Origin of the sequence: Bradyrhizobium sp. AZCC 2230, from assembly GCF_036924495.1 — a bacterium.
In the GTDB taxonomy this organism is placed as follows: domain Bacteria; phylum Pseudomonadota; class Alphaproteobacteria; order Rhizobiales; family Xanthobacteraceae; genus Bradyrhizobium; species Bradyrhizobium rifense.
On the sequence record NZ_JAZHRS010000001.1, the window covers coordinates 9,711,752 to 9,724,862 of the forward strand.

Genomic DNA, 13,111 nt, shown 5'->3' on the forward strand with positions numbered 1-13,111 from the left:
GCGGAAATGGCTGATGCTCCACTGTTCGACAGCCGCGACCTGCGGCGCGTGCTCGGAACCTTTGTCACCGGCGTGACCGTGGTGACCACGACCGATGACGAAGGCAGATTCCATGGCGTCACCGCCAATTCCTTCAGCTCGGTGTCGCTTGATCCTCCGCTGGTGCTCTGGAGCCAGGCAGTCAAAAGTCACAGCCACCCGGCGTTCTTCGCGGCTGAACGCTTTGCCGTGAACATCCTCGCCGAGGATCAGATCGAGTTGTCACAGCGGTTCGCAAAATCGTCTCATGACAAGTTCGTCGGCATCGACGTCGATATCGGCGCCAGTGGCGTGCCGCTGCTCCGCGATTGCAGCGCCAGGCTCGAGTGCCGGGTCGTGTCGCGGGTGCCGGGCGGTGACCACACCATCTATGTCGGCGAGGTGCTTGCGATCGACCGTGCCGAACGCAAGCCGCTTGTCTTCGGCAACGGCCAATATCTGCTGGCTGATCCTCACGATATGGCTGACGGCGCAGTGTCGCCCGACCGCAAGCAGGCGCAGCTCGCCGCGATGCGGCTCGGCACCCGCGCGATCGCGCGCCTTGCGCACCAATTCGACGAGACCATGGCGCTCGCGGTCTGGGGCACCCACGGTCCAACCATCACCCATTGGGAGCCGGCGTCCGCTCCCGTCAGCGACGCGCTTCCCGTCGGATTGATATTGCCGGTCACCTCGACCGCAACCGGCCTGGCATTCGCCGCGCATCTTCCGCTCGCGGCCATCGCGCAGACGGACTGGCCCGGCGAGCCTGCGATGTCCGACGCGGGCGATTGGGAGCAGCGTCTCGATGACGTCCGGCGGTCGGGACTCGCGAGACAGGGACTGGAAACCTTCTACCGTAGCGAGACCGTGATCAATGCACTCAGTGCTCCGGTGCGCGATGCGAGCGGCCAGGCGGTGCTGGCTCTGACCGCGGTCGGCGAGGCGAGCCGGTTTCGCGCTGATCTCGACGGCGCGTTCGCCCGCGCCCTTCGGCAGAGCGCAGAAGATCTGTCTCGCCGCCTCGGCTACCGCTCGGACAATGCGCTCGAGCCGGCCAGGCGGCTGGAGCTGGCTGCTGGAGCTTGATCGATGGCAGCATTATCCGTCCTCGACACCGAACTTCTTACGCAGGACTTGCCCGGGCTTGCGCAGGTGGCCGTTGCGTCGCCGATCTATTCCGGAGAACGGGGGCAGATCGAATATCGCGTCGCCGGAGATGCGCGCAATCCCGCAGTGCTGATGCTTCACGGGCTCGGCTCCAGCTCGGCCGGATACCGCGCCCAGCTTGCCGGGCTGTCGCGGGATTTTCATGTGATCGCCTGGAATGCGCCGGGCTTCGGCGGCAGTTCGCCCATCTCGGGGCAGGACGCAGGCATCGACGACTACGCGGACGCCGTGGAAGGGCTGCTGTGTGCGCTCCGGGTGCGGCGGCTTGCCGTCCTGGCCGGCAGCTCCTGGGGGAGCGTCGTGGCGCTGGCCTTCGCACGGCGCTTTCCAGCGCTCGTCGACAGCCTCGTTCTTTCAGCCCCCAACGTCGCCAGAGGTCATCTCGTCGGCGACGCCCGCGCGGCCGAGCTCAACGCTTGGCTTCGCACGGCGGATATCGACATTCCGGTTTCACGCGCGGCCATCGCGGACAAGTTGCTGGCGCCAGACGCGCCACCGCTGGTCAGGCAGCATGTCGAGCGTTTGCGCGACGCCATGGCGACCGAGGGCTGGCGACAGGCGATACGATCGCTTTTCACCATCTCCACGCCGGACATCATCTCCGCAGTGCGGTGCCCGATTGCCATTCTCTCCGGCACTCTCGACCAGGTCGCGCCACATCGGGATCACGCGGCGCGGCTGCTCGCTGCGGCGCCTTCCGCGACGTCGTATCCGTTCGAGGCTTGCGGTCACATGCTCAAGCTCGAGGCGCCCGCGAAATTCAACGCGATCATCCGGCAAATGGCGGCCGAAACCTGGAGCGAAGCTTCGATAGCGAAATAGTACACAAAAAGCCGACACGCGAGGAAACCAAGGATGAAGATCGAACAGGAAGCAGAGCGGCCCACTTCAACTCATTGGTGGATGGTCAGCGTCCTTTGCCTGGTGAATGCGGTCGCATTCATCGATCGTGCGGCGCTACCGCTCCTGGTTCAACCCATCAAGCGTGATCTCGGGATATCGGACACGATGATGAGCCTTCTGATTGGAGCTGCCTTCATCATCACCTACGCCATCGGAGGCTGGCTTGTCGGCGTGCTTGTCGATCGGATCTCCCGCAGACGCATTCTTGGCATCGGGATCGCAGCCTGGGGAGTGTCGACGATCCTGTGCGGCTCCGCCACGACCTATGCAGGTCTATTCCTGGGCCGCTGCGGAGTTGGTGCGGGCGAGGCAACATGTGGGCCGGCGAGCATGTCGCTCGTGAAAGATGCGTTTGATACGCGCTTCCGCGGGCGTGCCGTTGCGATCTGGGCGATGGGGGCAAGCATCGGCGGCGGGATCGCACTTCTTGCCGGAGGAGCCATTCTTCATCTGGTCGGCGAGAACGGGGCCTATGTCGTGCCCGTCCTCGGGATCTCAATTCGCTCGTGGCAGCTCGTCATGATCGCCTGTGGCGTGATTGCGCTGCCCGTTGCCCTGCTCGTTTTCACGTTCCCGGAGCCGGCAAGACGATCAGCCGGCTCAAGCAAATCTGTCGCGTTCAAGGAAGCTCTCGAGGCGATCCGTGGTCGATGGCTGGTCTTTTCGCTGCTCTTTCTGGCCAATGCTTTGACGATCATGCTGTCGGTGGCCTATTCGTCCTGGATTCCCGCATTTCTCGGGCGGGTGTGGAAGATCCCGGCAGGCGAGATCGGCCTGACTTATGGTCTCATCGTGCTGCTGCTCAGCACCACGAGCCAACTCAGTGCGGGTTTTCTCGTCGACTGGGTCTACCGGCGGTATGGCCTAGCCGGTGTCCCGGCGCTCGGAATTGCGATTTGCGCGTTGATCTTCGTGCCGGCCGTCTTGGCGCCTGCCGCCGGTTCTATCTCCGCGACCTGGTTTCTGCTGGCCGCTTTCAATCTCCTGGCCGCGAGCCTTTTCACCATCGGCACCTCGACGATCGTGCATCTGTCGCCAGGCTCGGTGATCGGGAAAATCACGGCCGTTCATTTCGCGTGGGTCGGCATCACGGGAACGGCGGTCGCGCCGACGCTCGTTGCTGTGATCGCCGATCGACTATTTGAGGGAACGCAGAGCGCTCTCGGCTCCGCGCTATCGACTGTCGGCGGTGGGCTGGCCATAGCTGGCGGGCTGTGTCTTCTCGCTGTCTATTGGCAGATGCGTCCCGGCCGTGACGTGCCATCGCTTGTTCCCGAGCGCGCGCGATGAGGGGACCGTTTCTGGAATCACAATATCAACATGTTGAAGGGAGGTCGAAAATGCAAGTGATCAGGTTCGAACAGAAAGACTCGGTCGGTCATATCGTACTCGCCAATCCGCCGAAAAATCTCATCGCATCGGACTTCTCGGACTCGCTCAAGCAGGCCGTCCACGAAGCCGGCGAGGCTGACATCAGGGCATTGCTGGTGAGGGCGGAAGGGCCCCATTTCAGCCAGGGCGGCGATGTGCTCGATTTCCTGGAGAAGAATGCCAGCCAGTTCCGGACCTTCATCGCCGAATGCAATCAGTCGTTCCGCGCCATCGAAGCCTTGCCGATTCCGACCGTCGCGGCCGTGCGTGGATCCGCATTCGGCGGTGCCTTCGAGCTCGCGCTCGCCTGCGACTTCATCGTTGCGGCCGAAGACGCGGTGTTTCGCTGTATCGAGGCTTCGGTGGGATCTGCGCCCGTCGCCGGCGCAGTGCAGCGATTGGCGGAGCGGATCGGCCGTTCGCGCGCGGCCCGATACGCGATGCTTTGCGAACCGATGTCGGGTGTCACCGCCGGCGAATTGGGTATCGCGATCATGGTGAAGCCTGCGGATGACGTCGAAGCGGCTGCGCTCAAGTTCGCGCAGGATTTGTCGACCGGTCCAACGCGCTCATATGCGGCCATACGAACCCTGCTCAAGGCCTGGTCGGGCGGCGGCATACCGTCCGCCGATGCGATGATCCTGGATATCACCATGGCGCTCCACAGCTCCGAGGATGCGAGACGTGGACGCACGGCGCGGGCCGAGGCCATCAAGAAGGGGATCGAGCCGCCGAAGATCGTCTTCACCGGCCGATGATGGAACGTCTCGGAGAACGCGGGAGAGAAACGGCGGCATCGAGCCGCCTGTCGTCTTTCACAAGCCCGACCAGCGCGGGCGGTACCTGCTGCCGGACGGAGCCCTGAAGCGGGACAGTCTGCTGGCAAAAGGTGAATTCGAAATTGAATGTCGGCTGGTGCTCGACGATGAAGCCCACTCCTGCAATATTGCGCTCTCCGGAAGGCCAGATCTGTGCAGCTTACGAAGGGACTATTCAAATCACGCAAGTTCAGAATCTCAGGCGATCCGCGGCGCGACCCTTGGTGTATGTTAGAGGCACGGCAATCGCGCCGTATCCTCGTTGAAGCGTGTGGAGACTTTCATGATCGCCTGGAAAACGCCAAAAATCGTCGAAGTGCCCGTGGGAATGGAAATCAACATGTACGCATGTGCGGCGCGAAAGTAACCACCGCCCGTGTCCCAACTCTGAAAGGGTGGAAGTTGGTCGTTTGCTCTGACAGGCTCGTCCTGTCGGCAACGGTCCTTCCGCCTTTTTTGTATTGATTGATCCATCCGCTGCCCGGCGTCGATCCCATGCTTCGCGCGATCGTTCTCGGAGCTGCAGCGGGAGGCGACCCCAGGTCGGTCTTTCGGACTGCTGGTCAAACGAATCTTAGCGCGTCCGCATGAGCATCTCGGAGGGATAGTGGCCAAACCGCGCATGATATTGCGCGGCGAAGCGCCCCATTTGCGTGAAGCCCCATTTGAGTGCCACTTCGCCGACCGGCAGTCTGTTCTCCGACAGAGACAATTCCGCGTGGACCGCGTCTAGTCGGATCTGGCGCAAATATGCTGCGGGCGTTGTGTCTTTGAACTTCCGGAATCCCGCTTGCAATGAGCGCACGCTGATGCCTGCAGCCTCGGCGATGTCAATCATGGTCAGCGGCTGATGCATGTTGGCGTGCATGAAGTCGACGGCCCGCCTGACATACCGGGGGGCCGGCTGAAGCCGGTCGCGGTTCAACCGGAAGCTCAGGCGATGCGGCACGTGCTCGAAGATCAATCGCAAAGCCGATTCAACGAGGAGCGACATCGCCAAAGGTGAACGCTCGAAGAGTCGTGCATCGAGCACGCCCGATGCGATGGTTTGCGCAAGCAGATTGAAGGTCGCACCTGCGCCGGTCGAAAGATCCAGGATCGGTGTCAGATCAAGCTTGCTCAATTTCGCGACGTCGAATGTTGCCGAAAGCACCCTGGACACGACTTCGACGTCAAACATCAGTGTGACGCTAGCGTACTCGCCGTCGACGCAGCGCAGCTTGATGTGGTGCGACAGGGACGTGGGTGCGAGCAATGCAGTGAGTGGCGGCGCCGTCGATGCCCTCGTTCCTATTGTCGCGTCAGCAACTCCGGCAATTGGCAGGATGATGCTGAGATGTTCATCGTTCGCCCTCTTTGTCACGGCCCAATCGGCAGTGTATCTGTTCCTTCGAAACACGCCGACTCCGGGCCAAGCTGCGACATCGGATTTCCAGCGAAAGCTTTGGCGCGGACTTGGTGGTGACGCCTTGAACGTCGGAACTTGCGAATGAAAGGTTGCGAGTAAATCTTCGAACGCGGTGCCGGAAAGGGCGGCGGGTGCGTAGAAGGGATTGTGTTGCAAGATGATTTGCTCGCTGAGCTGACTAGCTAGTTACAGTTTCCGCACGCCTAAACCGGCATTTCAAGCGATCGCCGCATTGGATTGAGGCTTTTGGAAGACCGGTCTATCCGGTTTACGCAAGGCCTATTCAAATTACGCAGGCCGGCGGCTGGACGCAACTCCAAGAATCCCCTTCCACGGCTTGGCCGACCCGACCGGAAGGTCGAGTTCAGCTGGATGGCGAGAAGCCATAGAGCTCTGCCGGATTCTCGACCAGGATGCGCTGGCGGACGGCCTCGTCCGGAGCCCAATCGAACAGGAGGTCGAGCAGCGCCGCATCGTCCGGCGGATCCTGGACGGAAACGTGTGGCCAATTGCTGGCCCAGATCATGCGCTCCGGCACAGCTCTGATAGCAACTGTCGCCAGCGCGCCTACGTCTGGATAGAGTGGGGCGCCGGCCTTCGAGGTCTCATAGGCGCCCGCCAGCTTCAGCCAGGTCCGGCCACGGTCGATCAGATGAAGGATGGTCCGGAAACCGGGATGCTCGACCGGCACCGGCTCCAGGAACTTGCCGACATGGTCGATGATCAGCCTGCAAGGCAGCCGCTTCAACATCGCCTCACGTTCTGACAGCAGACGGCCATCCATCTGTAATTGGATGAACCAGCCGAAGGTGGTGATGCGGGACGCGACCGGCTCTAGCGCGTCCCAAGGCAACGGACCGCCCGGCAGCATCTGGAAACGCGCGCCGCGAATGCCGGCGTCGGTCAGCTGCTGCAACTCGGCATCGCCGACATCCGGCCCGACGATCGCGACGCCGCGAGTCCGGTCGAGCCCGAGGGCCGCGATCGCCTCGACGGTACAGCTGTTGTCGGTGCCATAGGCAGTTGGCTGCACGACCACCGCACGGGTCAAGCCGAGGCGGCGCTGCACGGCGTCGATGTAGGCCGCGACGCTCGCCCAGGCCGGGCCGGGACCCGTCGCGGTCGGGGCCACAGGCTTGGTCGGGTCAAAGATATGAATATGGCTGTCGCAGGCTTCGGGCGGAGCGATCAGTCGTGGTTGAGCTGCAGGCATGGCATTTTTCTCCTAACCGAGAGGAATCAGATCTGCCGGGTCCATTGTCAGGGGCTGCATTGGTTCCTCCACCTGGCGGGGCCTTGTGCCCGCGATCATTTGAAATATGCGAGATAGTGCGCGAGTGCTTTGATCTGGTCTTCGGTCAATGGATAGGCGACGTCGGCCATGACGGCCTGGCCGCCGCCGGAACGGACACTGGTCTTGAAGTCGGTCAACGCCTTCAGCAGATAGTCCTCTCGCTGGTGCGCGATGCGCGCAACCGCCTTTGCGCCCGCGAAATTGTCGGTGTGGCATGAGGCGCAGTGGCTCCGCGCGGCAATCTTAGCTCCGGCGTCGTTCAGCGCGGGGTCGTCATCGGATGGGGGGCCTGGCGGCGGCAGCGATGCGAAATAGGCGGCAAGATTGCGAATGTCGTCATTGCTGAGATCGGCGGCAATCGGTGACATCTGCTCGTTCTTGCGCGAGCCGGCGCGGAAGAACACGAGCTGCCACTGGAGGAACTGATCAGGCTGGCCCGCGAGTGACGGTATATTCTCGGTCTGCGAGATGCCATTCTCGCCGTGACAGCCGGCGCAGATCGCCGCTTTCTCCTTGACGTCGGCAGCGTGCGCAAACGACGTGACCAGGAGAATTGTCGACAGAATTCCGAACGAAGCGGTACGCATCACTACTCTCTCCGACCGTCATCGCCGGGCTCGACTCGCCTGCGGGGCCGAAGCCCCTTCAGCGTGGCGAAGGCCGGCAATCCATCGCGTTTTGCAAAAGATTTTTCGTTGGGATGGATGCCCGGATCAAGTCCGGACATGGCGAATGCGGCTTGTTGGCTGTATCGCATCACGCAAGGAGGCTGCGGTCGCCGGTTGGGCAATCGCAGCCTCCCGTTTCACGACACGCTACTTCTTGCTGTAGCTGATGCGATAGATCGCACCGGCCCAATCGTCGGCAACGAGGATCGAGCCATCCTTGGCAAGGATGACGTCGTTAGGACGGCCGAGATAGCCCTGGTCGCCTTCGAGCCAGCCGGAGGCAAACACTTCCTCCTTGGGGTTCTTGCCGTCGGGCCCGACGATCACGCGCACGATGCGTGCGCCCTGGTACTTGTGCCTGTTCCAGGAGCCATGCTCGGCGATCAGGATGTTGTTCTTGTACTCGGCCGGGAATTGATCGCCGGTATAGAACTTCATGCCGAGCGGGGCGATATGGGCACCGAGATTCAGCACCGGGGGTGTGAACTCCGAGCACTTGTGACCCATCGCGAATTTCGGATCCGGTGTATCGCCCTGGTGGCAGTAGGGGTAGCCGAAATGCTCGCCCATCTTCGAGATCATATTCAGCTTGTCGCTGGGCAGCTCATCGCTGAGCCAGTCGCGGGCGTTTTCGGTGAACCAGTAATTGCCGCTGCGCGGATCGACGTCGCCGCCGACCGAGTTGCGGACGCCGAGGGCGTAAACTTCCGCGTTGCCGGTCTTGGGATCGACGCGGCGGATCTGCGCGACGCTGGTCGGCGGAATGCCGACGTTGAAGGGAGGTCCGAACGGCAAAAAGAACCAGCCATCCTTATCGACTGCGATGTACTTCCAGCCATGTGCGGCATAGGACGGCATGTCGTCATAGACGACCTTGCCCTCGCCGGGATTGTCGAGCTTGGCTTCGATGTCGTCGTAGCGGATCAGCTTGTCGACCGCGATGACGTAGAGCGCACCGTCCTTGACGGCCAGACCCGTGGGCATGTTCAGCCCCTTGAGGATGGTCTTGACCTCTTTCTTTCCGTTGTTGTCCTTGATGGCATAGACGTTGCCGAGGCCGAACGAGCCGGCGAACAGCGTGCCCTTGTCACCCCAGGCCATCTGCCGCGCGGCTAGCACGCCGCTGGCGTAGACCTCGATCTTGAAGCCCTCCGGCAGCTTGATCTTCTTCACGATGTTGGCGAGCTCGGCCTCCGACGCACCGGTCGGCGGGCCGGATGGCGGCACGAGACCTTTCTGCTGGGCGTTCTCGTCGCCGAGGTACCAGTCATCCGGCGGATGGGTCCAGAATTCCTTGGTGCCGGAATCGTAGTGTTTGAGCTCGTCAGCGCGTAGCGGGCCACCCGCCGCAACCAACGACACAAATGCGAGCGTCTGCACAATGCGAGTTAGACTTGAAGCCATCGTTTCACTCCTGGAGGATAAAACCGCTTTTGTTGTTCGATCGAGCGATTTTCGTTGGCCTATGATGAGGCGCCGCTCTTATACCACGCGGAAACGAGCCCACGATCGAGCGTGCTCGATTTAAAAGGCGAGTCCTATTCAATTTGCGAAGTGACTATTCAAACTACGCAACCCAGGACGCAGATGATGGTACGCCGGCCGAGAGGCGCGCTCCGGGCGCACAACGCGAAAATGATCTTTGAACCGCAACCAGATCTTGCAGGTCGCTTGCGCGCTCGTCTTAGGGGCAGAAAATCCAAGCTGGATCTTGTCGCCCTTGGTCGTTCAATTCGACCCGCCAGCGCCGTGCGGGCGCAGCAGATTGTCTGTCCATGCCTCGGCAATGTGGGGCAGGGAGAGGGCAGGCTTTTGGTCGACGAGAAGCGCGAGCACCTGCGGCGGAGTTAGTGGCAGCTCCCGGATCGGTTTTCCGGTTGCGTCGGCGACGGCACAAGCCACGGCGGCTGCGACATTCAGGATCGGAACTTCGCCGGCGCCCTTCGTCCCGAGCGGACCAATCGACGGCGCACCTTCGTACAGATTGATCTCGACCGGCACGACATCGAGGGCCAGCGGCACGCGGTAGGTCTCGAAGCCATTTTGACGGACGCGGCCATTGCTGCCGATCGTCACTTCCTCATGCAGGGCATAGCCCAATCCCTGCACAACACCGCCCTGGATTTGGCCATGGATCGCGCGCGGGTTCAGCGCGCGGCCAACGTCCTGGACGACGCGATAGCTCAACACCTCGACGTGTCCTGTCTCAGTGTCGACGGCCACCTCGCAATCATGGACGGCGAAGACGGGGATGTCGATCGCGTCGATGAAATGGCCGGCGACGCAGCCGGGCATCGCAGGCACACCGGCTCCTGTGAAGGCGCCGGTGCCGGAGATCGGGCCGATCTGCGCCTGGGCGCGGGCCGCAACTTCGGAGATCAGGCGGCCGGAGCCGGGCGCTCCGGCAATTTCAATTCGCCCGGCGCGCATGACCAGGTCCTCGGGCGCGGCCTCGATCATCTCGGAGGCGACTTTCAGCAGCTTTGTTCGCACCTCTTGCGCCGCCGACAAGCTGGCGGCACCGAGCGAGACAGTGGTTCGGCCGCCTCCGACGCCGACATCGTAGCCGGCGGCATCCGTGTCGGCTGCGCGGACGATCACGTTGCCAGGGTTGAGGCCGAGCGTGCCGGCCACGATCTGAGGCAGAGCTTGCATCATGGAGCCTGACCCGATCTCGACGCCCGATGTCACGAGTGTTGCCGTTCCGTCGGCATTCATGTTCACGGCCGCGGCCGAAGGACCGACGAAGACGAACCATGTGCCGACAACGGTCGCGCGTCCATAGAGCCGGCCGTCGGCACGCCCGGGCGGCGTCGCGGCGGCATCTCGCATCGTATCCATCCGGTCAAGCATCGGGCCAAGCACGTCACCCTCGAACACCTGGCCGGTGGCGCCGAGATCGCCCTCGCCGAGCACATTGCGGCGGCGGAAGGCGAGGGCATCCATGCCGATCTTGCCTGCGATTTCGTCGGTGTGCCGCTCGAGCGCAAAGGTGTTGTAGACACCGTTGCAGGCGCGGAAAGCGCCGTTCGGGGCGGTGTTGGTATAGACCGCGCGCGAGACCAGCCGCACCGCGCCAAGGGAATAATTTCCGCCGAGCGTGTGAGCGGTCATCGTCGTCAGGAAAATCTGTTCGCCACCATATGCGCCGCAATCCATCAGGACCACGGCTTCGCGTCCGGCGATTTCGCCATCGCGTGTCACCGCCGAGCGTATGCGGATTTCGGCGTTTTCGCGAAAGAGACAGGTGAGCATTTCTTCCTCGCGCGAATTGACCAGCCGGACCGGCCGTCCGCTCGCCCGAGCGAGCAAGGCAGCAAAGGGCTCGATCGCGAGATCGAATTTGAGGCCGAAACCGCCGCCGACGGGCGGCACGGTGACGCGAACCTGGGAGGCCGGCACGCCCAGCAGGCGCGCGGTTGCATTGCGGATGGTCCAGGGAACCTGGGTCGACGTCTCGATATGGAAGCGCCCGTCTTCATAATTCGCGACCACCGCGCGCGGCTCGAAGGCGACATGGTTCTGGCGACCGACCCGGAAGCAGCTTTCGATGATCTCGACATCGGGCCGGGCAAACGCAGCGTCGACGTCGCCGCGAACGACGGTCGCCTCCCAGGCAATGTTGCCCCCGCGGGCACCGCCTTCGAGCAGAACCTCGTAGTTGCGCCAGTCGGGATGGATGAGCGGAGCATCCGGAGCAAGCGCATCTGCCATGGTAAGAACCACGGGCAGCGGTTCAATCTCGACGTCAATTGCAGCAAGCGCGGCGTGAGCCTGCATCAGCGTGTCCGCCGCGATCGCGGCGATCGGCTCGCCGTCGTAGCGGATCACGTCGCGGGCAAAGAGCGGGTGGTCGGCGATGCCGATCCCGATCATGCCGGGCGCATCGGCGGCGGTCACGACGGCGCGCACACCGGGCATGCGGGCAGCCTTGGTGATGTCGAGACGGGTGATTCGGCCTGACGGCACGCCGGCGCGCAATATCGCCGCGTGCAGCATGCCGGGCAGGTAGCGATCGATGGTGTAGCGCGTGCGGCCGCGCAGCTTGTCCGCTGCGTCGCGTCGCGCGAAATTCATGGTTGCGGATGCGTCGGACACTTCTGCGTCTCCCGTCATGTCGTCGCAAGCGCCAGCAGCGCGGCCTCGACGATGCGTTCATATCCGGTGCAACGGCAGATGTTGCCCGTGAGGGCGGCACGAATGTCGTCGCGCGCTGCCTCGGGGCGGGTCGTCAGGAGATGTGTCAGGCTCACGACCATGCCGGGAAAGCACATGCCGCATTGGACCGCGTCGCAGGCCTCGAGCGCGACCTGGATCGGGTTCAATCCGCCATTGACGGCAAGGCCCTCGACGGTGCGGATATCGCGGCCCGCGGCGAGCACGGCCGGCATCAGGCACGACGGGGTGGGATTGCCGTCGATCAACACCATGCAGGCGCCGCAAAAGCCCTCGCGACATACCGGCTTGGCTCCTGTTAGATGAAACTCTTCGCGCAGGACGTCGACGAGAGGCGTGATGGGATCGGCAATGGAGGTGAGGTGATCGCCGTTGACGGTCAGGCTAAGGCCCATGTTCATCCCCGACGGTTCAAGAGCCAAGCGCGGCGGCGGCACGGCGGACGAGGCCGGGCAGGACGCGCACCCGGTACCAGGCAGGTACGTCGGCACTGTCGCGCCCCGTAAATTCATCCGCCAGCTCAGCCGCTGCATCCGCAGCCATCGCCGCGTTCAGCGGATGTCCGACGAGAGCGTCCTCGAGGCGCTCCCATCGGCGCGCGACCGGCTCGACTGAACCGACGGCAACACGTGCCGTCTGAACATGTCCGGCATCGTCAAGGCTCACGGCAAGACTGACGATGGCGGTTGGATAGTCTCCGGCCTGTCGCAGCGGCAGGCGGGCGTGAGCTGTCTTGCGACCGCGCCGAGGTACGATGATGCGTTGGACCAGCCACCCGGGTGCAAGCGTCGATCTCATTGTCAGAAATTGCTCAAGATCGATCCGCTCCCGGCCGCCTCGGCTTGCGATCTCGACTTCGGCATCGAGGCAGAGCAGTGCGGGCACGCAATCGGCCGCGGCGAATGCTGTCGTTGCGAGATTGCCGCCGATGGTCGCCATTGTGCGGATGGCCGGATTGGCGGAGCGGCCGGCCGCCGCTGTGAGCACGTCAAACTCGGGAAGCTCCGCCAGCGCTGCGGCCAGCGCGGCGTGCGTGACCGCCGCGCCGATCTCGACCACATCGGCATCGACCTCGATCGCATGGAGCTCCGGAATTTTCCCGATTGCGACGTAACGGGGCTTGAGCGGCTCGTGCCGGATTGGGGCGCGCATGATCCAGGTGCCGCCGGCGAAAGGCGCGGCTTCAGAGCCGCCTTCGTCGAGCGCATCGAGCGCCGCCTGCAGCGAGGGGGCGACGTAGACCGATCCCGAGGTGGGCGTATTCATGGTGTCGGAGCTCTCGGTT

General features: G+C 63.2%; 12 protein-coding genes. 5 read left to right on the forward strand and 7 right to left on the reverse strand.

Annotated elements, in window-relative coordinates:
• The first annotated feature begins 6 nt into the window (after nucleotides 1-6).
• From V1280_RS46140 to pqqA, 5 genes are all read left to right on the forward strand, one after another.
• Nucleotides 7-1,107: a flavin reductase gene (locus V1280_RS46140; protein WP_334537968.1), complete on the forward strand. Its 1,101-nt coding sequence runs from the start codon at nucleotides 7-9 to the stop codon at nucleotides 1,105-1,107.
• Between the two features lie 3 nt (nucleotides 1,108-1,110).
• Nucleotides 1,111-2,010, forward strand: coding sequence for an alpha/beta fold hydrolase (locus tag V1280_RS46145; protein ID WP_334537969.1), 900 nt, complete (start codon nucleotides 1,111-1,113; stop codon nucleotides 2,008-2,010).
• Nucleotides 2,011-2,043: 33 nt separating this feature from the next.
• Nucleotides 2,044-3,381 (forward strand): MFS transporter, encoded by a 1,338-nt coding sequence (locus V1280_RS46150; RefSeq protein WP_334537970.1) that lies wholly within the window; start codon nucleotides 2,044-2,046, stop codon nucleotides 3,379-3,381.
• A gap of 50 nt (nucleotides 3,382-3,431) precedes the next feature.
• Nucleotides 3,432-4,220 carry an enoyl-CoA hydratase/isomerase family protein gene (locus tag V1280_RS46155; protein WP_148771626.1) on the forward strand — a complete coding sequence of 263 codons (789 nt, stop codon included), beginning with the start codon at nucleotides 3,432-3,434 and terminating at the stop codon, nucleotides 4,218-4,220.
• 346 nt (nucleotides 4,221-4,566) lie between these two features.
• On the forward strand, nucleotides 4,567-4,647 hold the full coding sequence (pqqA, locus tag V1280_RS46160) for a pyrroloquinoline quinone precursor peptide PqqA (RefSeq protein ID WP_009031067.1): 81 nt from the start codon (nucleotides 4,567-4,569) through the stop codon (nucleotides 4,645-4,647).
• A 207-nt stretch (nucleotides 4,648-4,854) separates the two neighbouring features.
• Here the strand turns inward: pqqA and V1280_RS46165 are convergent, their stop codons facing one another.
• From V1280_RS46165 to V1280_RS46195, 7 genes are all read right to left on the reverse strand, one after another.
• Nucleotides 4,855-5,844 (reverse strand): helix-turn-helix transcriptional regulator, encoded by a 990-nt coding sequence (locus tag V1280_RS46165; protein ID WP_334537972.1) that lies wholly within the window; start codon nucleotides 5,842-5,844, stop codon nucleotides 4,855-4,857.
• A gap of 208 nt (nucleotides 5,845-6,052) precedes the next feature.
• On the reverse strand, nucleotides 6,053-6,901 hold the full coding sequence (locus V1280_RS46170) for an amidohydrolase family protein (protein WP_334537973.1): 849 nt from the start codon (nucleotides 6,899-6,901) through the stop codon (nucleotides 6,053-6,055).
• Between the two features lie 95 nt (nucleotides 6,902-6,996).
• Complete coding sequence (locus tag V1280_RS46175) at nucleotides 6,997-7,569, reverse strand: c-type cytochrome (RefSeq protein WP_334537974.1); 573 nt, start codon at nucleotides 7,567-7,569, stop codon at nucleotides 6,997-6,999.
• A 228-nt stretch (nucleotides 7,570-7,797) separates the two neighbouring features.
• A complete protein-coding gene (locus V1280_RS46180) occupies nucleotides 7,798-9,054 on the reverse strand; it encodes a PQQ-dependent sugar dehydrogenase (RefSeq protein ID WP_334537976.1) in 1,257 nt (418 codons plus the stop codon).
• A 324-nt stretch (nucleotides 9,055-9,378) separates the two neighbouring features.
• Nucleotides 9,379-11,748, reverse strand: coding sequence for a xanthine dehydrogenase family protein molybdopterin-binding subunit (locus V1280_RS46185; protein ID WP_334537977.1), 2,370 nt, complete (start codon nucleotides 11,746-11,748; stop codon nucleotides 9,379-9,381).
• Nucleotides 11,749-11,762: 14 nt separating this feature from the next.
• Nucleotides 11,763-12,227: a (2Fe-2S)-binding protein gene (locus V1280_RS46190; protein WP_334537978.1), complete on the reverse strand. Its 465-nt coding sequence runs from the start codon at nucleotides 12,225-12,227 to the stop codon at nucleotides 11,763-11,765.
• 10 nt (nucleotides 12,228-12,237) lie between these two features.
• Nucleotides 12,238-13,092 carry an FAD binding domain-containing protein gene (locus V1280_RS46195; RefSeq protein WP_334537979.1) on the reverse strand — a complete coding sequence of 285 codons (855 nt, stop codon included), beginning with the start codon at nucleotides 13,090-13,092 and terminating at the stop codon, nucleotides 12,238-12,240.
• Nucleotides 13,093-13,111 lie beyond the last annotated feature (19 nt).

Coding starts and splice junctions, on each gene's coding strand:
- V1280_RS46175 (WP_334537974.1), bottom strand. CDS start 7,569: ATGCGTACCGCTTCGTTCGGAATTCTGTCGACAATTCTCCTGGTCACG.
- V1280_RS46140 (WP_334537968.1), top strand. CDS start 7: ATGGCTGATGCTCCACTGTTCGACAGCCGCGACCTGCGGCGCGTGCTC.
- V1280_RS46170 (WP_334537973.1), bottom strand. CDS start 6,901: ATGCCTGCAGCTCAACCACGACTGATCGCTCCGCCCGAAGCCTGCGAC.
- V1280_RS46155 (WP_148771626.1), top strand. CDS start 3,432: ATGCAAGTGATCAGGTTCGAACAGAAAGACTCGGTCGGTCATATCGTA.
- V1280_RS46190 (WP_334537978.1), bottom strand. CDS start 12,227: ATGAACATGGGCCTTAGCCTGACCGTCAACGGCGATCACCTCACCTCC.
- V1280_RS46145 (WP_334537969.1), top strand. CDS start 1,111: ATGGCAGCATTATCCGTCCTCGACACCGAACTTCTTACGCAGGACTTG.
- V1280_RS46150 (WP_334537970.1), top strand. CDS start 2,044: ATGAAGATCGAACAGGAAGCAGAGCGGCCCACTTCAACTCATTGGTGG.
- V1280_RS46195 (WP_334537979.1), bottom strand. CDS start 13,092: ATGAATACGCCCACCTCGGGATCGGTCTACGTCGCCCCCTCGCTGCAG.
- V1280_RS46180 (WP_334537976.1), bottom strand. CDS start 9,054: ATGGCTTCAAGTCTAACTCGCATTGTGCAGACGCTCGCATTTGTGTCG.